This is a genomic window from Pseudomonas cannabina, from assembly GCF_900100365.1.
GTDB classification, from domain to species: Bacteria; Pseudomonadota; Gammaproteobacteria; order Pseudomonadales; family Pseudomonadaceae; genus Aquipseudomonas; species Aquipseudomonas cannabina.
Genome location: NZ_FNKU01000001.1, coordinates 1,896,521 through 1,922,590 on the forward strand (window position 1 = coordinate 1,896,521; position 26,070 = coordinate 1,922,590).

Sequence of the window (26,070 nt, forward strand, 5' to 3'; positions counted from 1 at the left end):
ATCTTGATGGGCGGCTCAGCGCAGGGTTGTGACGCAGAGCGTCACGACACTGCATGACGACGCGGAGCGTCGCACGATAGCTGAGGTTAACGCTTGCCCCCTGGCATCGGCACGACTCATCACGCCTTGAGAAGATCCTACCAAAACCGCTGCTGAGTCAAACGCCCCCACCACTTGCTAGCCACCTGATCCACTGACGTGGCTGCGGCCATGCCCATGCGCTCTTGCAGGCTTTTGCGCTGAACATAATGCAGGTGGAACACGTCGGCCTCTTTGGCACGTTCAGCCAGGTATTCGTCGCTGGTTTTCAGCTCGTCGACCAGCAATTTGTCGATGGCCGCCATGCCCAGCCACACTTCGCCGGTCGCTACTTCATCGATGGACAGTTGCGGGCGGTAGCTGGCGACGAAGGTCTTGAACAGGTCGTGGGTAATGTCCAGGTCTTGCTGAAATTTCTCGCGGCCCTTTTCGGTGTTTTCGCCAAATACGGTCAGCGTGCGCTTGTACTCGCCCGCTGTCAGCACCTCAAAATCGATATCGTGCTTTTTTAACAGTCGATTGACGTTCGGCAACTGCGCCACGACGCCGATGGAGCCCAGAATGGCGAAGGGTGCGCTGATGATCTTGTTACCGATGCACGCCATCATGTAACCGCCGCTCGCCGCGACCTTGTCGATGCACACGGTCAGCGGAATGCCTGCCTGCCGAATGCGCGCCAGTTGCGAGGATGCCAGGCCGTAGCTGTGCACCATGCCGCCGCCGCTTTCCAGACGCAGAACCACTTCGTCCTTATCGGTGGCGAGGGTCAACAATGCGGTGATCTCGTGGCGCATGCTTTCCGTGGCAGACGCCTTGATGTCACCGTCGAAGTCCAGCACGTAGACGCGTGACTTGGACTCGGCCAGCTTTTTCTCTTTCTTCAGCGCCTTGCCCTGCTCTTTGCGTAGCGCCTTGAGGCGATCCTTGTCCAGCAACGATTGCTCGAGGCGATCATGCAGGCCTTTATAGAAGTCATTGAGGCGCGTGACCTGCAATTGGCCAGCAGTTTTGCGGCGGCCCTTGCCGCGCATGGACGCAATGGCAACCAGCACCACGACGATGGCGATTACCAGCGTCACAGTCTTGGCCAGAAAACTTGCGTAATCGACAACAAAATCCACGATTGTTCCTCACTTGCGTTAAGCCCTTACCGATCAAGGGCTGCGATGAATGCAGCATACCGGCGCCCTGTACCGTTCACCAGCAGGCGACCCGTTACAAACCATTAAAACGATGATTTCAAACGAGCGTATGTTTTTTCATTGACAGCTCCCCGGCATCCCTCATAACCTCGCCAGACCTTCAACGTACCGAGACGACGGACGTGGGCAGCATCTACCTGATACGACATGGCCAGGCCTCATTTGGTGCAGACGATTACGACGTTCTGTCGCCGGTTGGCATTCGTCAGGCGCAGGTGCTGGGTGCGCACCTTGTTGACCTTGGGCTGAAATTCGACCGTTGCCTGTCAGGTGAGCTGTTGCGCCAGAAAGACACCGCCCGGCATGCACTGGCGCAATACGCCGAAGCCGGGCTGGAAGTACCGCTCATCGAGACTGACAGCGCCTTTGACGAATTCGACGCCGAAGGGGTGATTCGTGCGCTGATTCCGGCAGTGCTCGGCGAAGAACCCGACGCCCTGAACATTCTGCGCAACGCGGCAGAGGATCGCGTCGGGTTTCAGCGGCTGTTCACGCTGATCACCCAGCGCTGGCTGAGCGGTCGGCACGATACTCCGGAGCTGCAAAGTTGGGCGGCCTTCGTGGCTCGCGTGCAGGCCGGTCTGAGCAGAATTCTTGAGTCGGCAAGCGCGCATGAACGCATCGCCGTGTTCACGTCCGGTGGCACCATCACCGCCCTGCTGCATCTGATTACCGGCATGCCTGCCGCGCAAGCGGTCGAGCTGCACTGGCACATCGTCAATGCGTCGCTGCATCAGCTTAAATTCAAAGGCAACGAGGTTAGCCTGGTTTCTTTCAACAGTTATACGCATCTGCAATTGCTGAAGACTCCAGAACTCATCACGTACCGCTAGTTTCCGTACATTGCGTCCCTGCGGACGCAGCAATCACTCTAAAAGGATCACGAAATGACCTCAGTAGACGACGCCGTCAAAACCATGCAAGCCAAGTTCAACCCGGCAGCTGCGGCCGGCCTGGACCTAGTATTTGGCTTCAACATCACCGACGAAGACAAACATTACGCGCTGATCGTCAAGGACAGCACCTGCGAACTGCAGGAAGGTGAAAACCCGGACGCCAATGTGACGCTGGTCATGGACAGCGCGACCCTGAAGGGCATTGTCAGCGGCGAAACCGACGGCATGCAGGCATTCATGGGCGGCAAGCTGCGCGCCGAGGGCGACATGATGCTGGCCATGAAGCTCAGCGAGCTGTTTCCGGTATAACTGCCTGAAACGTGCACCCGAACCGAAGCTGACCGCTTCGGTTTTTTTTGGCCTGTCTGTACGGAATCAAGGCTGCTGATCGCCCGGCAACACGCTAGCCTATAACGCTTTAGCGCAGTTGCTGGCGGATGGATCAATCATTAAATTAGTCAATGATTCTAACGGACCATAATAAGCAAAAGGGATAAGCATGGCGCTGACCGATCAGTCCACCGAGATTCGTCCGGGCGAAGAACTGGACGTTTCCCTCATCGATCCCTATCTGAAGGCTCACCTCCCGACGCTCGAAGGCACCCCGAGCATCAGCCAGTTCCCCGGCGGCGCGTCGAACCTCACTTATTTGATCCAGTACCCCGGAAAAGAGCTGGTGCTGCGCCGCCCGCCTTTCGGCCACAAGGCCAGGTCAGCGCATGACATGGGGCGCGAATACCGGATACTCAACCAGCTCAAGGACGCGTTTCCTTACTGCCCTCAAGCCTATCTGCACTGCACCGATGCGTCGGTGATAGGCGCGGAGTTCTACGTCATGCAGCGCGTCGAAGGGATCATTCTGCGCTCTGACCTGCCACCGCAGCTGGGCCTGAACACGCAGCAGACCGAAAACCTGTGCAAGGGCTTCATCGACAAGCTGGTCGACCTGCACCAGGTCGACTATCAGGCGTGCGGGCTCGGCGATCTGGGAAAGCCGCAAGGTTATGTACAGCGGCAGATTGTCGGCTGGTCCGAACGCTACGAAAAAGCCATGACCCCGGACGCTCCGGCGTGGGAGCAGGTGAAGGCCTGGCTGGCGGCGAAAATGCCTGCCGACTCACCCACCTCAAGCATCGTGCACAACGACTATCGCTTCGACAACGTGATCCTCGACGCCGAGAACCCGATGCGCATCATCGGCGTGCTGGACTGGGAACTGACCACGCTGGGTGATCCGCTGATGGACCTGGGCAACAGCCTTGCTTACTGGATTCAGGCGGACGATCCTGCGCCCGTGCAGTTGATGCGCCGCCAGCCCAGCAACGCCCCTGGCATGCTGACCCGGCAGGCGTTCGTCGATTACTACGCCGAACGCGCTGGCATCCGTATCGACAACTTCGACTTTTACTACACCTACGGCCTGTTTCGTCTGGCCGGTATCGTGCAACAGATCTACTACCGTTTTTATCACGGCCAGACCCAGGACAAACGCTTCGATCAGTTCGTGCAGATGAACCGGCTGCTCGAGCAGATGAGCCTGGCGGTAATCGCCAAATCCAGCCTTTGATGGCGCCAAGACCAGGAACTGCAATGTCCAGAACCCAGCTTTTCGACCTTGATGGCAAGATCGCTTTCGTTTCCGGCGCCAGCCGTGGCATCGGCGAAGCGATTGCCAGACTGCTGGCCCAGCAAGGTGCACACGTCATTGTTTCAAGCCGCAAGCTCGACGGCTGCCAGGCGGTGGCCGACGCAATCGTTGCCGAAGGCGGCCAGGCCACGGCACTTGCCTGCCATATCGGTGAGATGGAACAGATCACTCATGTGTTTGCCCAGGTTCGCCAGCAATTCGGCCGCCTGGACATTCTGGTCAACAACGCCGCCACCAACCCGCAATTCTGCAACGTGCTGGACACTGACCTCAGTGCGTTCCAGAAAACCGTCGACGTGAACATTCGCGGTTATTTCTTCATGTCCGTGGAAGCAGGCAAGCTGATGCGGGAAAGTGGAGGCGGCAGCATCATCAATGTGGCATCGATCAACGCGGTGTCGCCAGGTGCTTATCAGGGTGTCTACTCGATGACCAAAGCGGCAGTGGTCAACATGACCAAGGTGTTTGCCAAGGAATGTGCGGAGTTCGGTATTCGCTGCAACGCCTTGTTGCCCGGCCTGACCGATACCAAATTTGCCTCGGCGCTGGTCAAGAACGATGCGATCCTCAACCTCGCGCTTTCGCAAATCCCGCTGAAACGTGTTGCAGCACCCAGTGAAATGGCTGGCGCAGTGCTGTACCTCGCGAGCGAAGCGTCCAGCTACACCACAGGCGTGGCATTGAATGTCGATGGCGGGTTTCTGTCCTGACCGATAGCCCGTCGAAACAATGAATTAATTTTCAATTTATTTTTTTTTGGAATATATTTTCCGCATAACAACAATCCTCTCTGGAGACTGTCATGCGGGAACACCACCCATCTGTTGCTTTACCGGAACTGGGCATCGGCCTGATCGGCACCGGTTTCATGGGACGTGCCCACGCGCTTGCGTTTGGCAATGCCAACGCGGCCCTGGAATTGCCGGCCCGCATTCGCCTCGTTGCCCTGGCCGACGCCGACCATCTGCGAGCCGAACAGTGCGCGCAGGCATGGGGCTTCGATCGCAGCCATGCCGACTGGCAACAGTTGATCCACGACCCGCAGGTGCAGATCGTCGCGATCACCACGCCCAACCACCTGCACTACCCCATGGCCATGGCCGCCATCGCTGCAGGCAAGGCGGTTTACTGTGAGAAGCCGCTGGCGGTCAGTCTGGCGCAGGCCGATGAAATGCACCGCAGTGCCAAAGCGGGCGGGGTGGTGACAAAGGTTGGTTATAACTATCAGCACAACCCGATGATCGGCCTGGCCAAAGACATGATCGATGCGGGCGAACTGGGCGATATCGTCAGCTTTCAGGGTGAATTCAGCGAAGACTTCATGGGCAACCCGGCATCACCCTGGTCATGGCGTTGCGATGCCGCGCACGCGGGCGGCGCCCTGGCTGATCTGGGCAGCCATCTATTGGGAATGGCGCGTTATCTGCTGGGCGATGTCGAGGCCGTCTGCGCCGATTGCAGCACCATACATCGGCAGCGTCCTGCCAGTTCGGGCAGCTCAGCAATGCGCGCCATCGCCGTCGACGATCAGACCCATGCGCTGCTGCGTTTCGCCAACGGCGCACGCGGGACCTTCAGCAGCAGCTGGCTCAAGCACGGCTACAAAAATCACCTGAGCTTCGAAATCAGCGGCACTCGAGGCACCCTGGCGTTTGACCAGGAGCGCTTGAACGAATTGCGCGTGTACCGGGCGGGCGCACCGGGTCGCGGTGGTTTTCAGCGGCTGCTGGCGGGTCCGGCCCAGCCGGGTTATGCCGCCTTCTGCCCGGCACCCGGTCATCAGCTGGGCTACAACGAGCTCAAGGCGCTTGAGGTACAGGCGTTGATTCAGGCGGTTTGTGGCTTGGGCAGCCATGGGCCGGACTTCGAAGAGGCGTGGCAAATCGAGCGCCTGGCAACGGCCATACGCCTTGCTGCGGCGGAGCAGCGTTGGGTCGCGCTGGCAGATATCTGACTTCCTGAGAGCGCTGACGAGGGGTAGAATGCGCGACATTCGGGCAGTCCTTCTGCCCTCTGCCGCTCTCTCTATAAGCCCTCTTGTCATGCCTTTTGAACTCAGCGTCGACCTGACCACCTTTGCCATCCTCGCGGTGGTGGCCTTTTTAGCGGGCTTCATCGACGCCATAGCCGGCGGCGGCGGATTGCTCACCACGCCCGCACTGATGACGGCCGGGCTGCCGCCGCACCTGGTGCTGGGGACCAACAAGCTCAGTTCGACCTTCGGTTCGGCAACGGCCAGCTTCACCTTCTACCGGCGCAAACTGTTTCATCCACGCCAGTGGCTGCATGCCGTGGTCGGTACTGCTGTCGGCGCAGCCATTGGCGCTGTCATTGCTCATTACCTGCCTGCCGAATGGCTGAACCAGATGCTCCCGGTGATTGTATTCGGCTGCGGCCTGTACCTGCTGTTTGGCGGCACGCCCAAGGCGCCACTGGACAGCGACGCACCTATCAAAAAGAAATGGCAGTTACCACAGGGGCTGGGGCTGGGCTTCTACGACGGCGTTGCCGGACCTGGCACCGGGGCGTTCTGGACGGTCAGTACCCTGCTGCTCTACCCGGTGGATCTGGTAAAAGCCAGCGGCGTGGCGCGCAGCATGAACTTCGTCAGCAATGCCGTGGCGCTGTCGGTGTTCATGTTTTCCGGTCAGGTGGATTACATCATCGGCCTCAGCATGGGCCTGGCCGTGATGCTCGGCGCGTACTTTGGCGCAGGGACCGCGATCAAGGGCGGCGCCAAATTCATCCGCCCGGTGTTCATCACCGTCGTGCTGGGGTTGACCGTGCGCCTAGCCTGGCAACACTGGTTCGGCGGCGCCTGAGCGCTGCGACAGATACGCTTCGATCAGGTAGCGAGCGATGGAGCGATTGGCCGGTAACGCTGGCAGGTCATTAATATGAAACCAGCGCGCGTCTTCGATCTCTTCCGCTTGCGGCACGATGTCGCCGCTGTCGTATTCCGCATGAAAGCCCAGCATCATTGAATGCGGGAACGGCCAGCACTGGCTGCCCAGGTATTTCAGGTTCTTGATTCTGACCTGCACCTCTTCCATCACTTCACGGTGTACGCAGTCTTCCGCTGTCTCGCCCGGCTCGACAAAACCGGCCAGCGCGCTGTACATGCCGGTGACGAAGCGCGGCGAACGCGCCAGCAGGATTTCATCACCGCGAGTCACCAGCACAATCATGCTCGGAGAAATACGTGGATACAGTCGTAGCGTGTCGTGCTCGCAGTACATCGCCCGCTCACCCGGGATCTGCACCGTTGGCCGACCGCAGGCACCGCAAAAGCGATGCTCTCTGGCCCAGGTGCTGACCTGCGCGGCGTAACCGAGCATCTGGAACACCGCAAAGTCGCCCTCCATCATGAACTGGCGCAGGCCCTGCCAGGTACAGCCCTCGACGTCGGCCGGCCCTTCCAGCACCAGCAGATAGACAGGTTCGCCGTCCAGATGGCCTATGCCGTGTTCACTCTGCACCGGCAGATCCAGACCGTTCAGCCAGGCTCTGGGGAACATCACACCGTTGCTGTCCAGCAGGAAGCCCTGATCGCTGTGGACCACGGCCAAGCCTCCTTCAGCCTCGATATCCAGAACCGCTGTTGTCCAACGCACCGGGCGCGTCATGGAAAAACTCCTTTGTCTGCGCACAAGCATCGTGCTGTATCAATTTTCGAATATCGGCTTCTGCTTGCTCATGTGCGCAACCATCGCCAGCTTCAGGTCGGGTGATTGCAACATGGCAGCGTTCCAGAGGGCAACGTGCTCAAGCCCGTCTTCGACCCGGTGATCACGCATATAGCTGATCATCTGCTTGGTGCCCTCAATGGCGATCGGCGACTTGCCCGCGATGTCCCGCGCCAGCGCAAACACACCTTCCAAGAGACTCGCAGGATCGTCGAAGGTGCGATTGACCAGCCCGATGCGCTGCGCTTCCTCGGCGCCGACCGTGCGTCCGGTGTAGGCCAGTTCGCGCAGCATGCCGTCACCGATGATTTTCGGCAGCCGCTGCAAAGTGCCTACATCGGCCGCCATGCCCATGTCGATTTCGCGAATCGCAAACTGCGCGTCGGCCGCCGCGTAGCGCATATCACACGCCGAAATCAGGTCAATGGCACCGCCCAGGCAATAGCCCTGAATGGCAGCCAGTACCGGCTTGCGACAACGGTCGACCGCGGTGAACGAGGCCTGCATGTCGAGAATCTTGCGTCTGAGCAGTCGCGCATTGCGGCCTGCGTCTTCGCCCATCTGACCAGCGACCGAGGCCAGCAACGCCAGGTCGATACCTGAGGAAAAATGCTTGCCCGCACCGCTCAGCACCACGACGCGCACCTCGTCGTTACGTTCTATCCAGTCGAATATCTCGATGATTTCCGACCAGAATGCCGCGTTCATGGCATTGATCTTATCGGGCCTGTTGATCTGCACATGGGCAATGCTGTCGGCCAGTTCGACCTTGAAGGCCTGGTACTTGGACACCGCGTGATCCTCAGACATGTTCAAAATCCGGAAGCCGAACTATAACAACAGATAAATAAATACCGTAAGCCGACTGAAACAACTTTTTCAGGACCCTGGGCCACTCATTTGGATGGATGTAATCGCAACACCCACCGCAAATAGTGTGAACCGCGAGATTGTGAGGCGGTCCAGTATCAGGCAGCATCAAAACCTACATGGGTTATCAGAGGGCGATACTTGAATACGTCAAAAGCGGCAACCGGGATTGAAGGTCTGGACGACATCCTTTCAGGTGGTCTTTCACGCAATCATGTTTTCCTTCTCGAAGGCGAACCCGGAACCGGCAAGACAACCGTAGCACTTCAGTTTCTCCAGGCAGGGGCAGACCTGGGTGAAGTGTCGCTGTACATCACCCTGTCCGAAACCGAGCACGAGCTCCGCGAAGGTGCGGCTTCGCACGGCTGGGAACTGGCGGACGAAATCAATATCTTCGAATTGACCCCGCCCGAGAACCTGCTCGACGGCGATCATCATCAAAGCCTGCTCTACTCCTCGGACCTGGAGCTTGGCGAAGCCACGCGCAACATCTTTCAGGTGGTCGAGCGCGTCAAACCATCGCGGGTGGTGATCGACAGCCTGTCGGAAATTCGCCTGCTGGCGCAAAGCTCCTTGCGTTATCGTCGGCAGATTCTGGCCATCAAGCATTACTTCACCCGCTACAACGCGACGGTACTGCTGCTGGATGATCTGACCACCGAAGCGCTCGACAAGACCGTGCACAGCGTCGCCCACGGTGTAATCCGCCTCGAATCGCTGACACCAACCTACGGCGCCGAGCGCAGGCGCGTGAAGATCGTCAAATACCGTGGCCAGAAGTACCGCGGCGGTTATCACGACTTCACCATTGCCGAAGACGGCATCCATGTGTTTCCGCGCCTGATCGCGGCCGAATACCGCTCTGACATCCCGCGTACGCAGATGAGCAGCGGGATCGAAGGGCTGGACAGCTTGCTGGGCGGTGGCATTGAAAGCAGCTCGAGCACCTTGATCCTCGGCCCGGCCGGTACCGGCAAATCGCTCATATCGCTGGTATTTGCAGTGCAGGCGGTGGCACGCGGCGAACGCGTCGGGCTGTTCATTTTCGATGAAGAAATGGGCCTGCTGTTCGAGCGCATGCTCAAGCTCGGCATTGACCTTCGTGCATTGCAGAATACTGGCAATCTGGTGATCGAGCAGATCGATGCAGCGGAGCTGTCGCCTGGCGAGTTCGCGCACCGCGTACGCCGTGCGGTGGATCTCAAGCAGATCAAAACCGTGATCATCGACAGCATCAATGGCTATCAGGCAGCCATGCCGGAAGAAAGCGCGCTGGTGCTGCACATGCATGAGCTGTTGCTCTACCTCAATCGTCAGGGCGCATCGACATTCATCACCGGCGCTCAGCACGGGCTGGTGGGCGACATGCGCTCGCCGGTCGATATCACCTACCTTGCCGACAGCGTCATCCTGCTGCGCTACTTCGAGGCACAGGGTCAGGTACGTCGCGCCGTTTCGATTATCAAGAAGCGAACCGGCACTCACGAATCGACCATTCGCGAATACCGCATCAGCTCGACCGGGCTGACCATCGGCGAGCCGCTGGATGCCTTCCAGGGCGTTTTGGGCGGCATCCCCACTTACCTGGGCGACAAAAAGCCACTTCTGGTGGATGAAGACTTGTGAGTATTCCGGGTCAACTGGCCGAGCGTGCAATCATTCTTGCCCCCAGAGGGCGAGACAATCAGATTGCCCGGCGGATACTCGACGAAGCGGGCTTCCCGGCAGCCGTAGTTCACGACCTGATAGAACTGGTCAGGGAACTGGCTGCCGGAGCGGGTCTTGCGATCATCGCCGACGAAGCACTGCAAAATGGCGATATCAACCCGTTGCTTGATCTGTTGGCGCAACAACCGGCGTGGTCTGACTTGCCCATCGTGCTGCTCACCCATCACGGCGGTCCGGAAAATAATCCGTCCGCTCGCCTGGGCAATCTTCTCGGCAACGTGACGTTCCTGGAGCGCCCGTTTCATCCGGTCACGCTGGTCAGCCTGGTGACGACCGCAGTGCGTGGCCGCAGGCGGCAGTATGAAGCCCGGGGGCGAATCGAGGATCTGCATGAAAGCGAGCGCAGCCTGCAGAACGCACTGAAAGCCAGACGTCTCGGCTCGTGGCAATTGCAGGCGGAAAATCTGAAACTCAACTGCTCCGCCATCACCAAGGCGCATTTTGGCCGGGATGAGCAGGAAGCGTTCGGTTATGACGACTGGTTGTCGGTGGTCTATTCCGAAGATCAGCCACGCATGCAATCGGCGCTGCAGCGCAGTCTCGATTCCGGTGTCGACTTCATCATCGAATACCGCAACGTGTGGCCTGACGGCTCACTCAATTGGGTGGATGTGCGTGCCCGTGCGATTCGCGATAACCACGGCATGGCCAGCTCGATGGCGGGCGTCACGTCAGACATCACCGAACGCAAGCAGGCCGAATCCCAGCTGCGCCGCCTCAACGAGACCCTTGAGCAACAAGTCGAAGAACGCACTGCTCAGCTGCGCCATAAGGAAGAAGTACTGCGCCAGTCGCAGAAAATGGAGGCGGTAGGTCAGTTGACCGGCGGCATCGCCCACGACTTCAACAACATGTTGACCGGCATCATTGGCAGTCTTGAGTTGATCAGAAGACGTGTGGCGCGCGGCCAGGTGCAGGAACTGGAAAGCCTGATCGATCTGGGCGTGACGTCCGCCAACCGCGCTGCCGCCCTCACCCATCGCTTGCTGGCATTCTCGCGTCGTCAGTCACTGGACTCCAAACCGGTGCACATGAACCACCTGGTCAACGCCATGGACGAGCTGTTGCGCCGCAGCGTCAACGAGAGCATTCGTTTGCAGGTGCGCTTGTCGCAGGACCTGTGGACCGCCGAAGCCGACCCCAACCAGCTGGAAAATGCGTTGCTCAACCTGGTGCTCAATGCCCGCGATGCAATGTCCGAAGGCGGCGGCGAGCTGGTGGTCGAGACGTACAACCAGCACCTGGACAAAAGCTTCACCAACGCCCATGAAAACCTGTTGCCGGGCGATTACGTGGTGCTGAGCGTCACTGACACCGGCTGCGGCATGCCGGAGGCAGTGATCAGCCGGGCATTCGATCCGTTTTTCACCACCAAACCGATTGGCCAGGGCACCGGCCTCGGTTTGTCGATGATCTATGGCTTCAGCAAACAATCACACGGCCATGTCTCGATCAGCAGCGAAGTCGGTCAAGGCACCACGGTGCAATTGTTTCTGCCGCGCTTTCAAGGCTTGCAGAACGATGATGAGCAGAGCTTCCAGAGCCATGCGATTCACGCTGAAGACGGCGAAACCGTGCTGATCGTCGAAGATGACTCGGCGGTTCGCGCGCTGGTCGGTGAGGTGCTGAGTGAACTGGGCTATTCCTTCATCGAAGCGAGTGATGCGCCGGGGGCAGTGCCTATTCTCGAGTCGGGGCAGCGCATCGATCTGCTGATCAGTGACGTGGGGCTACCGGGCATGAACGGCCGACAATTGGCCGAAATCGCCCGCCAGTTACGGCCCGAGCTGAAGGTGCTGTTCATTACCGGCTATGCCGAGCATGCCGCCGTGCGGGCAGGCTTTCTCGAAACCGGTATGCAATTGATCACCAAGCCATTCGCTTTTGACCACCTGACCTCGAAAGTCAGGGAAATGATCGAAGCCTGATATCAGGCTTCTTCATTTCAATGACCGCCGCACGCCCGGCGCTCGGGGCATCCGTTGCAGATTCGGCGTCAGGCCAGCAGGCTCTGGATCTTGGACTGCAAGGTTTCCATCGTGAACGGCTTGGCCAGAATGGGTGCCTTGGCAGCGATCGGACTGCCCGACTCGAGGATTTCTGCCGGGTAGCCGCTGATGAAAATCACTTTCAGCTCAGGACGCAGCATGACCGCAGGCTCGGCGATCTGCACACCCGAAATGCCGCCCGGCAGCCGGTAATCGGTGATCATCAGGTCCAGGTGAGGCTTGGTGGCCAGAATTTCGAAAGCCTGCTCACCGTTTTCCGCCTGAAGAACGCGATAGCCCACACCCGACAGATAATCGGCGAGCAACATCAGGATCAGCGGTTCGTCTTCGACAATTAGTACGACGTTTTCTGCATCAGCGCTCATTGAACTGCCTTCGATCTTATAAATAGCTGCCATTACGACCACGGCCGTTATGGGAGGTTGCGCCTGTGTGCGATTAAACTTGATTGCCATTGGCCCACCGCTGCAACAAGGTGCTACAGCGGCAGACGAATGCGGAACGTAGAGCCCACACCCTCCTCGCTTTCAACCTCGATGCGCCCACCGTGTGCCATCACGATCTGCTCGGAAATAAACAATCCGAGCCCCAGTCCGGCGACTGCGTGGTTGGTCGTGACGCGTTCGAACTGCTGGAAAATACGCTTCTGGTTTTCAGGCGTGATGCCGATGCCTTGATCCGTGACCTCGATGCAGGCATGGCCATCCTTGCCAAACACCCGCACCTCGACAGGCTTGCGTGCCCCGTAACGCAACGCATTGGTCAGCAGGTTGGCCACCACCTGCTCGATGCGAAACTCGTCCCAGACACCAATGACCGGCTCGTCAGCAAACAGCGTGATGCTGGAGTTGGCAGCGGCAATCTGCGCAGCGAAGCTTTCCAGCAACTGGCTGACCAGCTCGCTCAAGTCAAACGGGCTCGGCCTGATCGACAATTTACCGGTGCGAATTCTTGAAACGTCGAGCATGTCTTCGATCAGCCGGATCAGGCTCTGGATCTGTCGCTCGTCGCGGTCGACCATGGCCCGCAGCTTTTCCATGGTGAACGCGCCGGCGTTATCCTTGGCCAGGTGCAGCTTGCGCAACTGGGTTTCCAGAATCAGCCCGTTCAGCGGCGTGCGTACCTCATGCGAGACGATCGACATGAAGTCATCACGCATGCGGATGGCGTGCTCCAGCTCGCCCTGCGTGGACTGCAGGCGCATGAGCAGCAGCTCTTGCTCCTGGCGACTGCGCTCTAGCTCTTCAACCTGGAGTTTCATGGCCTTGCGCTGTCGGTACAGATCGACGAAGACATTGACCTTGCTCTTCACCGCATGAATATCCAGCGGCTTGTGCAGAAAATCCACCGCACCGCTTTCGTAGCCTTTGAACGCGTAATTCAGCTCTCGGCCGGCAGCACTGACGAAGACGATCGGGATGTTTTTGGTTTTTTCCGTGCTGCGCATCATTTCGGCCAGCTCGAAGCCGTTCATGCCGGGCATCTGCACATCGAGAATGGCCAGCGCGAATTCGTGCTGCAACAGTAGCGACAGCGCTTCGTCAGCCGAGAGGGCCTTGAAGACGATTCGATCCTCGCGCTTGATCAATGCCTCGAGGGCCAGCAGGTTTTCCGGCAGGTCGTCGACGATGAGCAGCTTGGCCTGAATTTCACTTAACATGCGGTTCGTTCCAGCTCGACCAGCAATCGGCCAATATCAGTCAAAGAAAGAAGGTAATCCGGCGAGTGCAGCGCCAGAGCGGCCTCGGGCATAGTCGACGCCTGGGCTTGCAAAGGGTCCTGGATTACCGTGAAACCACCGTGTTTCCTGATCTGCAGCAAACCTCGCGCACCATCATTATTGGCGCCGGTCAGCAGCACGCCTGCCAGCCGCGAGCCGTAGGCGTCCGCCGCCGAATCGAAGAGGATGTCGATGCTCGGACGCGAGTAAAACACGCGGTCCTCCTGACTCAACGACAGGCTGCGATCCGACTCCACCGAAAGGTGATAGCTCGAAGGGGCAAAATAAAGCGTACCGGGCACGATATCCTCCTTGTCATCGGCTTCCTTGACGGGCATCTGCAAGCGATTCTGGAACACGTGGGCCAGCTGGCTGCGTCGATCATCCGGCAAATGCAGCACCGTCAATACCGGCAAACTGAAACCGGGTCGCAGCGCACTGAATATTCTCAGCAACGCTTCAACCCCGCCGGCCGAGGCACCGACGACAATCGCATCGACAATGGGCAAATCGTTAACGGGCGAATCAGCGTCGAAATGGGTTTTCATAACTTGCGGTAGATCCGCTCAGGCTTGATCAATGTCTCGAACGCACCGCCGTAAGCGGAAAAGTCGAGCGTCTCCTTGCTGCCCAGCGCCAGAAAACCACGATGGCTCAAGGACTCGTGAAACAGTCCAAAGGCGCGTTCCTGCAATTTTTTATTGAAATAAATCAACACGTTACGACAAGAAATAAATTGTGTTTCGGAGAATACACTGTCCGTCGCCAGGCTGTGATCGGCAAAGGTCACATTCTCGCGAAGGGTCTTGTCGAAAATCGCGTAATCGTAGGCTGAGGTGTAGTAATCGGCGAAATTGCGCTGGCCGCCGGAGTTGCGGTAGTTCTCGGTATAGGTCCGCAGGTTTTCCATGGAGAAAATGCCCTGCTTGGCCTTTTCCAGCGAGTAAGGGTTGATATCGGTGGCGTAAATGATGGCCTTCTCCAGCAGACCTTCTTCGCGCAGCAAAATGGCCATGGAGTAAACCTCTTCTCCCGTACTGCACCCGGCGATCCAGACCTTGATCGACGGATACGTGCGCAGCAATGGCACGACTTCGGTGCGAATCGCCAGAAAGTGCGCAGGGTCGCGAAACATTTCGCTGACCGGGATGGTGAGAATCTGCAACATCTGCATGAACGCCGCCGGATCGTGAAGCACACGCTCCTGCAAGGCAGAAATGGTGCTGCATTCAAACTGACGCAAGGCATGCATCACCCGCCGCTTGACTGACGCGCCGGAATAATCGCGAAAGTCGTAACTGTACTTGAGGTAGATCGCCTCGATCAGCAGGCGCAGTTCGATATCGACGCTTCGATCAAGCTGCATGGGGACACTCCGCGCTGTCACGAATGCAGCCCGGCATGGCGGCATTCATTCAGATACGCTCCATTTTCGGCAGCCAGACACGAATCAGCGAAAACAGGCGATCCAGATCGATAGGTTTGGCGAGGTAATCGTTGGAACCGGCTTGCAGGCAGCGTTCCTGGTCGTCTTTCATGGCCTTGGCGGTCACCGCAATGATCGGCAACTTGCGCCAGCGCGGGTCCTTGCGGATCTCGACGGTGGCTTCATAACCGTCCATCTCGGGCATCATCACGTCCATCAGCACCAGATCGATATCCTCGACCTCGTTGAGCCTGGCAATCGCTTCGAACCCGTTTCGGGCGATTTCCACCACGGCGCCCTTATGCTCAAGCGCACTGGTCAGGGCGAAGATATTGCGCACATCGTCGTCGACCACCAGTATCTTGCGCGCTTCGAATACCTTGTCCCGGCTGCGTGCGGTCTTGAGCATCTTCTGCCGCTCGTTGGAGAGTTGCGATTCGACCTTGTGCAGAAACAGCGTGACTTCGTCCAGCAGCCGCTCGGGCGAGCGTGCACCCTTGATGATGATCGAGCGCGAATATTTCATCAGCTCGGTCTCTTCATCGCGGGTCATGTTGCGCCCGGTGTAGACAATGACCGGCGGGAAGGAACAGATATCTTCCGTCGACATGCGCTTGAGCAACTCGTTACCGAGCATGTCCGGCAGCTTGAGGTCGATGATCATGCAGTCGTAAACGTGGTCGCGCAGCAGGTCCAGCGCTTCCTGTGCAAAGCCTACCGCGGTGATTTCAATGTCATCGTCGCCGATCAGCCGCGCGATGCTGTCACGCTGCAACGCGTCGTCCTCGACCAGCAGGATGCGCTTGACCTTCTGGGTCAGTTTGGCTTCCAGCTTGGCAAACACATCCTTGAGTTCTTCGCGGGTGGTCGGCTTGACGGCGTAGCCGATGGCGCCCATGTGCAGTGCCGCTTCCTGACGGTCCTCGACCGAAATGACATGCACCGGGATGTGCCGGGTCGGCGCCAGTTCCTTGAGGCGCTGCAACACGGTCAGGCCGGAGTGATCCGGCAGGCGCATGTCGAGCAGAATGGCGTCAGGCGTATAGCGCGCGGCAAGGTTGAAGCCGTCATCGGCAGCGTGCGCAACCAGACAGTCGTAACCCAGTTCATGGGCCAGATCGAACAGGATCTGCGCGAATCGCACTTCGTCTTCGATGACCAGAATGCAGCGCCGCTCGAACGGTGCCTTGTCGCGGTCATCGGCAAATACCGGCGCCGCGGGCTCGACCGGTGCGGGCGGCTGAATGGCCGGTGCAGCGGGAACAGGCAGACGCGAAGCGATGGGGGCAGCGATTGCCGGGGCGATAACAGACTCGGGAGCGCCGTGCTCGGTGTAGTGCTCCGGCAGCACCAGCGTGAAGATGCTGCCCTGCCCTGGCGCACTGGTGACACTGATCGATCCGCCCAGCAATGCCGCCAGATCCCGGGAAATCGACAGGCCCAGCCCGGTGCCGCCATAACGCCGATTGGTCGTCCCGTCGGCCTGACGAAATGCCTCGAAAATGCCCTGCTGATGCTCTGGCGCGATGCCGATCCCCGAGTCGCGCACGCTGAACACGATGCCCGCGCCCGGCTGCCGGGAGACGATCATGCTGACCGCGCCCGCTTCGGTGAACTTGATCGCGTTGGACAGCAGGTTCTTGAGAATCTGCTCCAGGCGCTGGCGGTCGGTGAACAGCATGGTCGGCGCGCCCGCCTGTATATCGACGGTGAACGCCAGTTTCTTCTCGGTGGCCAACGGCTGGAACAAGGTGCGCAAGCCTTCGACGAGGCGCGGCACGCTGCTGTTTTCCGGGCGCACTTCAAGCTTGCCGGCTTCGACTTTGGAGATGTCCAGAATGTCGTTGATCAGGTTCAACAGGTCGTTGCCTGCCGAATAGATCGATTCGGCGAACTTGACCTGCTCGGCCGTCAGGTTCTCTTTAGGGTTCTCGGCCAGCAATTTGGCGAGAATCAACGAACTGTTGAGCGGCGTGCGCAATTCGTGAGACATGTTGGCGAGAAATTCGGATTTGTACTTGCTGGAGCGTTGCAGCTCGTCTGCCCGGGCCTGCAATTCCGCCTGAGCCATATTCAACTCTTCGTTTTTACGGTCCAGCGCGTCGCGCTGTTCAGCCAGAGCCTTGCTTTGTTCGGCTAGTTGCTCATTGGTCTGTTCCAGTTCGGCCTGCTGGGTTTCCAGGTGCGCCTGCGATTCCTTGAGAATACGCGACTGCTCTTCCAGTTCTTCGTTAGCGGTGCGCAACTCTTCTTGCTGCACCTGCAATTCTTCGTTGAGCTGCTGGGTTTCGGCGAGCACTTCCTGCAAACGCTGGCGATAACGAGCGGCTTCGATGGAGGTGCCGACGTTGTCGGACACCAGTTCGAGAAACTCGACGTCCTGCTCGGTCAAGGGCCGCAAAAAGCCCAGTTCGATAACCCCGTTGATCTGATCGTCGTTGCTGGTCGGCACCACGATCACGCTGCGGGGTGATCCCTCACCGAGACCGGAGGCCACCTTGAAATAGCTTTCCGGCAATTCGTCGAGGGTGATGATCCGTTTCTGGCGCGCAGCCTGACCGACAATGCCCTCATCGCTATGGATGATCTGCGCCTGCTGTTCCTGCTCGCGGGAAAACCCGTAGGACGCCACGCGCGCCAGACCGCCATGCTCCTGCCGGATGTAAACGGCAGCCACCGAAGCGCCGAGGTAGCGGGTCAGAAACTGCAATATATGATTGCCGAGCATGTTGAGGGTCAGTTGCCCAAGCACCTGCTCCGCCAGCTCGCTCTGACCATTGCGCAGCCAGGCGACTTTCTGCAGACGCTCGGCGTTGATTTCCTGCAACCGGAGGTTTTCACTGTAGGTGTTCGACAGCGACAGCAAGTCTCTGCGGCCTATATAAGCCAGGATACCGCTGACAATCACCACGAAGATCAGGTACAGCGAAACCGACAGCACCGTGCTGCGCGTGACCTCGGCGTTACGGGTCAGGCGAAGTTGCTGCTCCATTTCCACCGCTTGCTCATACTCGGTGCGGATCTGATCGGTGATGCGCTTGCCGCGCCCGGCCAGCACGGGCGTCTGGAAGTCGCCATTGTTGCGCCGTAGATCGATCATCTCCTGAGCAAACGCGTTCCACTCCTGCTGCAGGGTGGTCAGACGCCGGAATCGGTCCTGTTGCGTCGGGTTGTCTTCCACCAGCTTCTTCAGACCCTCCAGTTCGGCTGCGAGCAAAGGCTTGGCCACCTCGTAGGGGTCAAGGAAGTGCTGATCGCCGGTCAGCAGAAAACCGCGCATGCCGGTTTCCATGTCGATGGAGAGCTTCATCGAGCGGTTGGTGTTATTAATGACCCGGTCTGTGTGCTCGACCCACTGTATTGCCGACAGCAGATAACTGATCAACACAATGAAGAAGACTGCGCTCAGCACTCCCACACCCAATGGCAAGCCTACGTTACGTCCCAGTAACTTGCGAAAGCGCTGCTCGTCGACGACAGACGTCCGATTCATGAAATATCCCTGGCAAATGGATCAAAACGACAGAGTTTGCCGCAAACCTGCGAAAAACACTCTCATTTCTCACTTAGGGAGACGCTGATTTATTCTAAAACCCAGCTGTTGCCCCCAGATAAATCAAGGCCTCCAGAGCGTTGCAGGGACGAAAAATCGAATAAATCAGCGCCTCCTTAGAGGATTGAAATTTCACACATAAATCGGCGATAAGCTCGCGACCCTCCATGTGCGTGACGCATGGACCGTGAATTGTCGCCACGATTCCCGGTATTTGTTCAACGATTGAACTTCCTTGGCGTTTTTACTTACTGATACATAGACTGTAATGATCGCGTACAGAACAGGCTCGGTCATGCGGAGCCAACAGAGCAGAATGCCAGACACTCAGCGCTGGTTCAGTTCCAACCCCATTCAAGGCTTTAAGGAGTCAACCATGCCGGACGCAGCGAGCACCATTCTTGTGGTCGAGGACGACACCATTGTGCGCATGCTGATTGTCGACGTGCTCGAAGAGCTGGAATACACCGTGCTCGAGGCCGAAGATGCCACCTCCGCCCTGAAGCTGGTGATGGATTCCGGCAATCGCATCGATCTGCTGATGACCGATCAGGGGCTGCCCGACATGAAGGGCACTGCGCTGGCCAGAAAGGTCATCGAGCTGCGCCCGGAGCTGCCGGTCCTGTTTGCCAGCGGCTATTCCGAGAACATCGACGTTCCGCCCGGCATGCACTCCATTGGCAAGCCATTCTCCATCGACCAGTTGCGCGACAAGGTAAAAAGCATTCTTGTCTAGTCTCGACGCTGCCTCTGCCCTTCCCCGCGAAGACACAAAAAACCGGTTGCTGATCATCGGCTATGTCTGGCCCGAGCCGCGCTCGTCTGCCGCCAGCGGGCACATGATGCAGCTGATCCAGTGCTTTCTCGAGCACGACTGGCAGATTACGTTCGCCAGCCCGGCCACGGAAGGCGAGCACCGCGCCGATCTGGTCAGCCTGGGCATTCAGGAAGTTCGAATAGCCCTCAACAGCGGCTCGTTCGACACCTTTGTCGCCGGGTTGCAGCCCCACGTGGTGCTGTTCGATCAGTTCATGATCGAAGAGCAGTTCGGCTGGCGCGTCGAACAGCAATGCCCGGACGCCCTGCGCATTCTGGAGACTTCGGATTTCCAGAGCCTGCGTCATGCCCGGCATCAGATGCTCAAAGAGCGGCCCGACGATCTGAACGGTCTTTTCGAATCGTCCAACGCCGAGTTGTTCCGGCAGATCGCCGCCAGCGACCTGGCACAGCGCGAGGTCGCTTCGCTGTATCGCTGCGACCTCAACCTGATGACCTCAGACGTGGAGATCGACTTGCTGACCGCTCAGTTCGGGCTGCCGGAATCGTTGCTGCACTGGTGCCCGCTGATGATCGACGGCGTGCCTGACAACGCCAGGCCATTCGATGAGCGCGCACACTTTCTGAGCATCGGCAATTTCCGCCACGCGCCCAACTGGGACGCCGTGCTCTGGATGAAAACCGCCATCTGGCCGCTGATCAGGCACCAACTGCCCGACGCGCAACTGCACATCTACGGGGCTTACACGCCGCCCAAGGCCACTGCGCTGCACAATGCCGCGCAGGGTTTCCACATCATGCAGTGGGCCGAAGACGCATTGCAGGTCATGTCGCAAGCACGCGTCTGCCTGGCCCCGTTGCGCTTCGGCGCAGGCATCAAGGGCAAACTGATGGACGCCATGCTGTGCGGCACCCCGTCAGTGACCACGCCCATGGGTGCGGAAGCCATGAGTGGCGGGCTGCCATGGCCGGGGCTGATCGCCAGCGAACCGGCGCAGATCGCCGCGTCGGCCGTCAAGCTCTACCGCGATCGCAGGGCGTGGCTGGAAGCGCAACGCGCCGGCTGGGTACTGTTGCAGGCACGCTACCGGCACCAGCAGCACAGTGCCAGCCTGATCGAGCGCATCGAGGCGCTGCGCAGCAACCTGCCAGCCCATCGATTGGCCAACTTCACCGGCGCCATGCTTCGGCATCACCATCACAAAAGCACCAAATACATGGCGCAATGGATCGAAGCCAAGAATCGCCACAAGGATGAAAACAGCTAGACCGGCTTACGCAACAGGTACGTATCCATGATCCAGCCCTTGCGGCTGCGTGCTTCGGCCCGCAGCCGCTTGATCGGCTCACAGACATCGTCGAGCTTGCCAGCGACCAGTATTTCGTCAGGCGTGCCCAGGTAGGCGCCCCAATAGATATCCAGCCCCTGCCCGACGTACCGCTCGAAGCTGCAATGCGCGTCGAGCATCACCACCACATTGTCTGGCACGTTCTCTGGCAGGTCATCGCTCATTGCCGCCAGGCGTCGGCCAGTGGTGATATGGATCGACTCGCCAATCCGGTTGAGCGGTATCCGATGCTGGGCTACCAACGCCTGGACGCTGGTAATGCCGGGGATCACCTGATAGTCGAGCGTCTCCCTGCCCCGCGCCAGCACCCGGTCCAGAATACGCAGCGTGCTGTCGTACAACGACGGATCGCCCCATACCAGAAATGCGCCGACTTGCTGCTCGTTCAGCTCATCACCGATCAGCCGTTCGAATAACACTGCGCGTTGCTCATGCCAGTGCTCGATGCCCCGTGCGTAATGCGCTGAATCGTTTTCGCGCCGAGGGTCCTGAACCTGCACGATCCGGTAATGCTGATGAATGATATATCGCTCGCAAACAGCCTTGCGCAGTTGCAGCAACTGGTCGTCGACATAGCCCTTGTCGAGCACGAAAATCACCTCGGCGCGATTCAGGGCGTTGATCGCCTGCACGGTAATCTGCTCGGGGTCACCGGCGCCCATGCCGATCAGCAGAATCTGTTTCATCGAGCGGTACACTCCCGTGTGGCGAATCATGGCGAACGCCTGATCGCAGGCGATAGTTGGCTGACGATTGCGCATTGATGTAAAAAATCAGGCACATTATGGCCCTGGCACTTGCTGAACATGACGACGCCATGAATAAAACAACAAGAATTGCAGACCCTTCCTACGAGCTGATGGACGACCACAACGGCCTGTCGATCATCTATCGTGAGCACGGCTTCCCCTGTCCGCTGGTACGCTGGCATTTCCACAAGGAATACGAGCTGCACCTGATTGTCGCCAGTTCCGGCAAAGTCTTTGTCGGCGACTACATCGGTAATTTCAACCCTGCCAGCCTGTTTCTCACCGGCCCGAACCTGCCGCACAACTGGATCAGCCAGGTCGACGAAGGTCAGGTGGTGCCCAAGCGCGACATGCTGGTCAACTTTACCGATGAATTGCTGGACAGCGGCAATCAGGTGTTTGCCGAGCTCAGAACCCTCACGCCACTGCTGGAGCGCGCCCGCTACGGTATCGAATTCCGCTGCAAGCGCACGATTCGCCAGGCAATGAAGCAGATGCAGAAGATCGCTGATTCAAGCGGCGTCACGCGCCTGGGGCACTTTTTCATTCTGCTCGAGTTGCTGGCGGCCAGCGACGACTACCAGTTGCTGTCAGGCACGGCTGTCGCGCACACCGCAGACGAACACAGTGTCGACCGCACCAACCGCGCCGTGGACTACATTTTTGCCCATTACAGCCGCGAACTGCCACTGGAGGAAGTCGCGGACTATCTGGGCATGAAGCCGACCTACTTTTCCAGGGTGTTCAAACAGGCCACCGGGCGCTGCTTCGTGGAGTTCGTCAACCGGTTGCGTATCAGCAAGTCCTGTGAGCTGCTGGCCGATGGCGACAAACCCGTGACTGACGTGTGTTTCGAGTCGGGTTTCAACAACATTTCCAACTTCAACCGGCGCTTTCAGCAGCTCAAGGGCATGACACCCTCGCACTATCGCCGCCTCGCCGTGCAGCGTCTGACCGAACAAAACCTGTACTGATTTGCCCCTCGCCGCGCGATCTTCGTCTACGCTGCCATAGCCTCAAAGCGTGCCCGAGGGCGATTGCGCGGCATTGCCGCTCAATTCGCGTGTGCAAAATAGTATCAGTCGGAGTGCGGTGCAGGATTTGTCTTTCAGCCCGAACGCCGTTGTAATCAGTGCACATCTTCCTCACCTCCGGAAGAGAAAAAAACAATAACCAGCCTTCTACTGCTCACTGGGCGTGGAAGAGGAGTGATCAATGAAAACCTCAGCAAAACTTCTGCTCGCCAGTTCCGTCCTCAGTACCTGTTTCGTGTTCAGTGGCAGTGCCAAGGCCGGAACCGTGACCATCGCCACGGTCAATAACAGCGACATGATCCGCATGCAGCGCCTCTCCAAAACCTTTGAAGAACAGCACCCTGACATCAAGCTCAACTGGGTGGTGCTGGAAGAGAACGTTCTGCGTCAGCGTCTGACCACCGACATCGCCACCAAAGGCGGTCAGTTCGACGTGCTGACCATCGGCATGTACGAAGCTTCACTCTGGGGCCAGAAAGGCTGGTTGCAGGAGATGAAGGACTTGCCGGCCAGTTACGCGCTGGACGACGTCTTCCCGTCGGTGCGCGACGGTCTGTCAGTCGATGGCAAGCTGTTCGCCCTGCCGTTCTACGCCGAAGCGTCGATCACCTATTACCGCACCGACCTGTTCAAGACAGCCGGTCTGACCATGCCGGAACGCCCGACCTGGACACAGATTGCCGAGTTCGCCGGCAAACTGACCGACAAGTCCAAGGAACAGTACGGCCTCTGCCTGCGCGGCTAGGTCGGCTGGGGCGAGAACATGGCGCTGATTACCACGCTGGCCAACGCCTACGGTGGACGCTGGTTCGATGAGCAGTGGAAACCACAGTTCGATCAGCCGGAGTGGAAGGACGCGCTGAATTACTACGTCAACACCCTGAAACAATCCGGCCCGCCGGGCGCCTCGAGCAACGGCTTCAACGAAAACCTTGCGCTGTTCAACAGCGGCAAGTGCGCGATCTGGGTAGACGCCAGCGTCGCCGGCTCGTTCGTCACCGACAAGAAGCAAAGCAAAGTGGCTGACAACGTAGGCTTTACCTACGCACCGCATGAGGTGACCGACAAGGGCTCTTCCTGGCTGTATTCGTGGTCGCTGGCGATCCCGACCAGCGCCAAGAATGCAAAAGATGCTGCCGAGTTCACTCAGTGGGCGACCTCGAAAGAGTACGCCAGGCTGGTCGCAGATACCGACGGCGTGTCCAACGTACCGCCGGGCACCCGCGCCTCGACCTACACCGACGAGTACAAGAAAGCCGCACCGTTTGCCAACATCACCCTGGAATCGCTGAAGGTGGCCAATCCCAAGGCGCCAACGCTCAAACCCGTGCCTTATGTCGGGATTCAACTGGTCACCATCCCTGAGTTCCAGGCCATCGGTACCAGTGTCGGCCAGCAGTTCTCGGCCGCACTGATCGGCTAGGCCACGGTTGAAAAAGCCCTGGCAAATGCACAAACCGCTACCGAGCGGGACATGAAACGCGCGGGTTACCCGAAGAAGTAAACGCCCGGCATCAGGGCGCAGGCTGCGGCTTGCGTCCTGTCGCCCACTTGTGCATCACCTCGTGCAATCCGGTTCGGAGCCACCCATGAAGACCTCAGCCATCCCTGAACGCACGGACCTGTCCGGCGATCAGCCCCCACTCAAGCAACATCGATTCAAACCGGGCTGGTTTCTGGTCAGCCCCTCCGTTGCGTTGCTGCTGATCTGGATGATCGTGCCGCTGGGCATGACCATTTATTTTTCGCTGATTCGTTACAACCTGCTGTCGCCTGGCGAAAACGAGTTCGTCGGGCTGGAGAACTTTCAGTACTTCGTCACCGACAGCGGCTTTTTGCCCGGCGCCGGCAACACCCTGTTGCTGGTCGGCAGTGTGCTGGCGATCAGTGTGATCCTCGGCGTGCTGATTTCGGCGCTGCTCGAGGCCAGCGAGTTCTTTGGTCGCGGCATCGTGCGCGTCCTGCTGATCTCGCCGTTCTTCATCATGCCGACGGTCAGCGCCCTGATCTGGAAAAACCTGATCTTTCACCCGGTGTCCGGCGTGCTGGCTGCGGTATGGAAGTTCTTCGGTGCCGAGCCGATCGACTGGTTCGCGCATTATCCGATGCTGTCGATCATTATCATTGTGTCCTGGCAATGGCTGCCGTTCGCCATTCTGATCCTGATGACCGCCATGCAGTCGCTGGATCAGGAGCAGAAGGAAGCAGCGCGCCTGGACGGTGCCGGTCCCATTGCGATCTTCTGGCACCTGACCCTGCCGCATCTGGCTCGCCCTATCGCGGTCGTGGTGATGATCGAGACGATCTTCCTGCTCTCGGTGTTCGCTGAAATCTTTACCACCACCAATGGCGGGCCGGGTTTTGCCTCGACCAACCTCGCGTACCTGATCTACATCCAGGCGCTGCTGCAGTTCGACGTCGGCATGGCCTCGGCGGGCGGTCTTATCGCCGTGGTCATTGCCAACATCGCGGCGATCATCCTGATCCGGATGATAGGCAAAAACCTCACCGACAAGTCATGAGGACCTTGCCATGATGACCCTCAAGCAATCACGCCGCCTGCAAAGCCTGCTGCTCGGAACCCTGTCCTGGATTATCGCCGCGGTGGTGTTCTTCCCGATCTTCTGGATGGTGCTGACCAGCTTCAAAACCGAGATCGACGCCTTCGCCACGCCGCCGCAACTGCTCTTCACGCCGACGCTGGAGAACTACCTGCACATTCAGGAGCGCAGCGATTACTTTCACTTCGCCTGGAACTCGGTGCTGATTTCCTTCAGCGCCACCGCTCTGGCCATGTTGATCGCCATCCCGGCGGCTTACTCCATGGCGTTCTTCGAGACCAAACGCACCAAAAGCACGCTGCTGTGGATGCTCTCGACCAAAATGCTGCCACCCGTGGGCGTGCTGATGCCGATCTACCTGCTGGCCAAGACCTTCGGCCTGCTGGATTCGCGGCTGGCGCTGATCATCATCTACACGCTGATCAACCTGCCGATCGTGGTCTGGATGATCTACACCTACTTCAAGGATATTCCCGGTGAAATCCTCGAAGCGTCGCGACTGGACGGGGCCAGCACCCGCCAAGAGATCTTTCGGGTACTGATGCCGATCTGCAAGGGCGGCCTGGCGTCCACCGCGCTGCTGTCACTGATTCTGTGCTGGAACGAGGCGTTCTGGTCATTGAACCTCACTTCGTCCGCCGCCGCGCCGCTGACCGCCCTGATCGCTTCCTACTCCAGCCCCGAAGGGTTGTTCTGGGCCAAGCTGTCAGCGGTGTCAACCCTGGCGTGCGCACCCATCCTGATTTTCGGCTGGATCAGTCAGAAACAACTGGTTCGCGGCCTGTCGTTCGGCGCTGTCAAATAGCCCGGCCCAGAGAATAAA

At 58.8% G+C, this 26,070-nt stretch carries 22 protein-coding genes and 1 pseudogene; 14 read left to right on the plus strand and 9 right to left on the minus strand.

What is annotated here, in order from left to right:
- Nucleotides 1-137 precede the first annotated feature (137 nt).
- Nucleotides 138-1,160 carry a protease SohB gene (gene sohB, locus BLT55_RS08815; protein ID WP_055000032.1) on the minus strand — a complete coding sequence of 341 codons (1,023 nt, stop codon included), beginning with the start codon at nucleotides 1,158-1,160 and terminating at the stop codon, nucleotides 138-140.
- A 203-nt stretch (nucleotides 1,161-1,363) separates the two neighbouring features.
- On the opposite strand from sohB, the gene BLT55_RS08820 reads away from it, so the two are divergent.
- From BLT55_RS08820 to BLT55_RS08845, 6 genes are all read left to right on the plus strand, one after another.
- A complete protein-coding gene (locus BLT55_RS08820) occupies nucleotides 1,364-2,074 on the plus strand; it encodes a histidine phosphatase family protein (protein ID WP_055000031.1) in 711 nt (236 codons plus the stop codon).
- Nucleotides 2,075-2,128: 54 nt separating this feature from the next.
- A complete protein-coding gene (locus BLT55_RS08825) occupies nucleotides 2,129-2,446 on the plus strand; it encodes an SCP2 sterol-binding domain-containing protein (protein WP_007251825.1) in 318 nt (105 codons plus the stop codon).
- A 190-nt stretch (nucleotides 2,447-2,636) separates the two neighbouring features.
- Nucleotides 2,637-3,704 carry a phosphotransferase family protein gene (locus tag BLT55_RS08830; protein WP_055000030.1) on the plus strand — a complete coding sequence of 356 codons (1,068 nt, stop codon included), beginning with the start codon at nucleotides 2,637-2,639 and terminating at the stop codon, nucleotides 3,702-3,704.
- Nucleotides 3,705-3,727: 23 nt separating this feature from the next.
- A complete protein-coding gene (locus BLT55_RS08835) occupies nucleotides 3,728-4,495 on the plus strand; it encodes an SDR family oxidoreductase (RefSeq protein WP_055000029.1) in 768 nt (255 codons plus the stop codon).
- 92 nt (nucleotides 4,496-4,587) lie between these two features.
- Complete coding sequence (locus BLT55_RS08840; protein WP_055000028.1) at nucleotides 4,588-5,739, plus strand: Gfo/Idh/MocA family protein; 1,152 nt, start codon at nucleotides 4,588-4,590, stop codon at nucleotides 5,737-5,739.
- An 88-nt stretch (nucleotides 5,740-5,827) separates the two neighbouring features.
- Nucleotides 5,828-6,607 (plus strand): TSUP family transporter, encoded by a 780-nt coding sequence (locus BLT55_RS08845; RefSeq protein ID WP_055000027.1) that lies wholly within the window; start codon nucleotides 5,828-5,830, stop codon nucleotides 6,605-6,607.
- Here the strand turns inward: BLT55_RS08845 and nudC are convergent.
- Together nudC and BLT55_RS08855 are read right to left on the minus strand one after the other, a co-directional pair.
- A complete protein-coding gene (gene nudC / locus BLT55_RS08850) occupies nucleotides 6,575-7,411 on the minus strand; it encodes an NAD(+) diphosphatase (RefSeq protein WP_055000026.1) in 837 nt (278 codons plus the stop codon). The two genes, BLT55_RS08845 and nudC, sit on opposite strands and share 33 nt — an antisense overlap.
- A gap of 39 nt (nucleotides 7,412-7,450) precedes the next feature.
- Nucleotides 7,451-8,263: a crotonase/enoyl-CoA hydratase family protein gene (locus BLT55_RS08855; RefSeq protein ID WP_055000033.1), complete on the minus strand. Its 813-nt coding sequence runs from the start codon at nucleotides 8,261-8,263 to the stop codon at nucleotides 7,451-7,453.
- A 219-nt stretch (nucleotides 8,264-8,482) separates the two neighbouring features.
- Here BLT55_RS08855 and BLT55_RS08860 point away from each other — a divergent pair, with 219 nt between their 5' ends.
- Both BLT55_RS08860 and BLT55_RS08865 read left to right on the plus strand, forming a co-directional pair.
- Nucleotides 8,483-9,967 carry an ATPase domain-containing protein gene (locus BLT55_RS08860; protein WP_055000025.1) on the plus strand — a complete coding sequence of 495 codons (1,485 nt, stop codon included), beginning with the start codon at nucleotides 8,483-8,485 and terminating at the stop codon, nucleotides 9,965-9,967.
- On the plus strand, nucleotides 9,964-11,997 hold the full coding sequence (locus BLT55_RS08865) for a response regulator (RefSeq protein WP_055000024.1): 2,034 nt from the start codon (nucleotides 9,964-9,966) through the stop codon (nucleotides 11,995-11,997). Before BLT55_RS08860 ends, BLT55_RS08865 begins: the two co-directional genes overlap by 4 nt.
- A 68-nt stretch (nucleotides 11,998-12,065) precedes the next feature.
- Here BLT55_RS08865 and BLT55_RS08870 read toward each other — a convergent pair whose 3' ends face one another.
- The 5 genes from BLT55_RS08870 to BLT55_RS08890 form a co-directional block, all read right to left on the minus strand.
- On the minus strand, nucleotides 12,066-12,443 hold the full coding sequence (locus tag BLT55_RS08870; RefSeq protein ID WP_007251816.1) for a response regulator: 378 nt from the start codon (nucleotides 12,441-12,443) through the stop codon (nucleotides 12,066-12,068).
- Between the two features lie 113 nt (nucleotides 12,444-12,556).
- Nucleotides 12,557-13,738, minus strand: coding sequence for a hybrid sensor histidine kinase/response regulator (locus BLT55_RS08875; RefSeq protein WP_055000023.1), 1,182 nt, complete (start codon nucleotides 13,736-13,738; stop codon nucleotides 12,557-12,559).
- Nucleotides 13,732-14,346, minus strand: a complete 615-nt coding sequence (locus BLT55_RS08880; protein ID WP_055000022.1) for a chemotaxis protein CheB — start codon at nucleotides 14,344-14,346, stop codon at nucleotides 13,732-13,734. Before BLT55_RS08880 ends, BLT55_RS08875 begins: the two co-directional genes overlap by 7 nt.
- Nucleotides 14,343-15,164, minus strand: a complete 822-nt coding sequence (locus BLT55_RS08885; RefSeq protein ID WP_055000021.1) for a CheR family methyltransferase — start codon at nucleotides 15,162-15,164, stop codon at nucleotides 14,343-14,345. Before BLT55_RS08885 ends, BLT55_RS08880 begins: the two co-directional genes overlap by 4 nt.
- Nucleotides 15,165-15,213: 49 nt before the next feature.
- A complete protein-coding gene (locus BLT55_RS08890; protein ID WP_055000020.1) occupies nucleotides 15,214-18,717 on the minus strand; it encodes a response regulator in 3,504 nt (1,167 codons plus the stop codon).
- 436 nt (nucleotides 18,718-19,153) lie between these two features.
- Between BLT55_RS08890 and BLT55_RS08895 the strand changes: the two genes are divergently transcribed.
- Nucleotides 19,154-19,513, plus strand: a complete 360-nt coding sequence (locus BLT55_RS08895) for a response regulator (protein ID WP_055001156.1) — start codon at nucleotides 19,154-19,156, stop codon at nucleotides 19,511-19,513.
- Nucleotides 19,506-20,822 (plus strand): glycosyltransferase, encoded by a 1,317-nt coding sequence (locus BLT55_RS08900; protein ID WP_055001155.1) that lies wholly within the window; start codon nucleotides 19,506-19,508, stop codon nucleotides 20,820-20,822. Before BLT55_RS08895 ends, BLT55_RS08900 begins: the two co-directional genes overlap by 8 nt.
- Here BLT55_RS08900 and cobF read toward each other — a convergent pair.
- Nucleotides 20,819-21,589: a precorrin-6A synthase (deacetylating) gene (cobF, locus tag BLT55_RS08905; RefSeq protein ID WP_055001158.1), complete on the minus strand. Its 771-nt coding sequence runs from the start codon at nucleotides 21,587-21,589 to the stop codon at nucleotides 20,819-20,821. The two genes, BLT55_RS08900 and cobF, sit on opposite strands and share 4 nt — an antisense overlap.
- 131 nt (nucleotides 21,590-21,720) lie before the next feature.
- Here cobF and BLT55_RS08910 point away from each other — a divergent pair, with 131 nt between their 5' ends.
- The 4 genes and pseudogenes from BLT55_RS08910 (at nucleotide 21,721) to BLT55_RS08925 (ending at nucleotide 26,052) form a co-directional block, all read left to right on the plus strand.
- The gene (locus BLT55_RS08910) at nucleotides 21,721-22,626 is read left to right on the plus strand and encodes an AraC family transcriptional regulator (RefSeq protein WP_007251808.1); all 906 of its coding nucleotides are present in this window, start codon (nucleotides 21,721-21,723) and stop codon (nucleotides 22,624-22,626) included.
- A gap of 241 nt (nucleotides 22,627-22,867) precedes the next feature.
- A pseudogene (locus tag BLT55_RS08915) lies at nucleotides 22,868-24,190 on the plus strand (ABC transporter substrate-binding protein).
- Between the two features lie 85 nt (nucleotides 24,191-24,275).
- Complete coding sequence (locus BLT55_RS08920; protein ID WP_055001154.1) at nucleotides 24,276-25,208, plus strand: carbohydrate ABC transporter permease; 933 nt, start codon at nucleotides 24,276-24,278, stop codon at nucleotides 25,206-25,208.
- A 10-nt stretch (nucleotides 25,209-25,218) separates the two neighbouring features.
- Nucleotides 25,219-26,052, plus strand: coding sequence for a carbohydrate ABC transporter permease (locus BLT55_RS08925; RefSeq protein WP_055001153.1), 834 nt, complete (start codon nucleotides 25,219-25,221; stop codon nucleotides 26,050-26,052).
- The last annotated feature ends 18 nt before the right edge of the window (nucleotides 26,053-26,070 follow it).

What these genes read in the sequence shown, in the direction of transcription:
- BLT55_RS08825 (WP_007251825.1), top strand. Translation starts at nt 2,129, where the DNA reads ATGACCTCAGTAGACGACGCCGTCAAAACCATGCAAGCCAAGTTCAAC.
- BLT55_RS08830 (WP_055000030.1), top strand. Translation starts at nt 2,637, where the DNA reads ATGGCGCTGACCGATCAGTCCACCGAGATTCGTCCGGGCGAAGAACTG.
- BLT55_RS08835 (WP_055000029.1), top strand. Translation starts at nt 3,728, where the DNA reads ATGTCCAGAACCCAGCTTTTCGACCTTGATGGCAAGATCGCTTTCGTT.
- BLT55_RS08840 (WP_055000028.1), top strand. Translation starts at nt 4,588, where the DNA reads ATGCGGGAACACCACCCATCTGTTGCTTTACCGGAACTGGGCATCGGC.
- BLT55_RS08845 (WP_055000027.1), top strand. Translation starts at nt 5,828, where the DNA reads ATGCCTTTTGAACTCAGCGTCGACCTGACCACCTTTGCCATCCTCGCG.
- nudC (WP_055000026.1), bottom strand. Translation starts at nt 7,411, where the DNA reads ATGACGCGCCCGGTGCGTTGGACAACAGCGGTTCTGGATATCGAGGCT.
- BLT55_RS08870 (WP_007251816.1), bottom strand. Translation starts at nt 12,443, where the DNA reads ATGAGCGCTGATGCAGAAAACGTCGTACTAATTGTCGAAGACGAACCG.
- BLT55_RS08875 (WP_055000023.1), bottom strand. Translation starts at nt 13,738, where the DNA reads ATGTTAAGTGAAATTCAGGCCAAGCTGCTCATCGTCGACGACCTGCCG.
- BLT55_RS08880 (WP_055000022.1), bottom strand. Translation starts at nt 14,346, where the DNA reads ATGAAAACCCATTTCGACGCTGATTCGCCCGTTAACGATTTGCCCATT.
- BLT55_RS08885 (WP_055000021.1), bottom strand. Translation starts at nt 15,164, where the DNA reads ATGCAGCTTGATCGAAGCGTCGATATCGAACTGCGCCTGCTGATCGAG.
- BLT55_RS08890 (WP_055000020.1), bottom strand. Translation starts at nt 18,717, where the DNA reads ATGAATCGGACGTCTGTCGTCGACGAGCAGCGCTTTCGCAAGTTACTG.
- BLT55_RS08895 (WP_055001156.1), top strand. Translation starts at nt 19,154, where the DNA reads ATGCCGGACGCAGCGAGCACCATTCTTGTGGTCGAGGACGACACCATT.
- cobF (WP_055001158.1), bottom strand. Translation starts at nt 21,589, where the DNA reads ATGAAACAGATTCTGCTGATCGGCATGGGCGCCGGTGACCCCGAGCAG.
- BLT55_RS08910 (WP_007251808.1), top strand. Translation starts at nt 21,721, where the DNA reads ATGAATAAAACAACAAGAATTGCAGACCCTTCCTACGAGCTGATGGAC.
- BLT55_RS08920 (WP_055001154.1), top strand. Translation starts at nt 24,276, where the DNA reads ATGAAGACCTCAGCCATCCCTGAACGCACGGACCTGTCCGGCGATCAG.
- BLT55_RS08925 (WP_055001153.1), top strand. Translation starts at nt 25,219, where the DNA reads ATGATGACCCTCAAGCAATCACGCCGCCTGCAAAGCCTGCTGCTCGGA.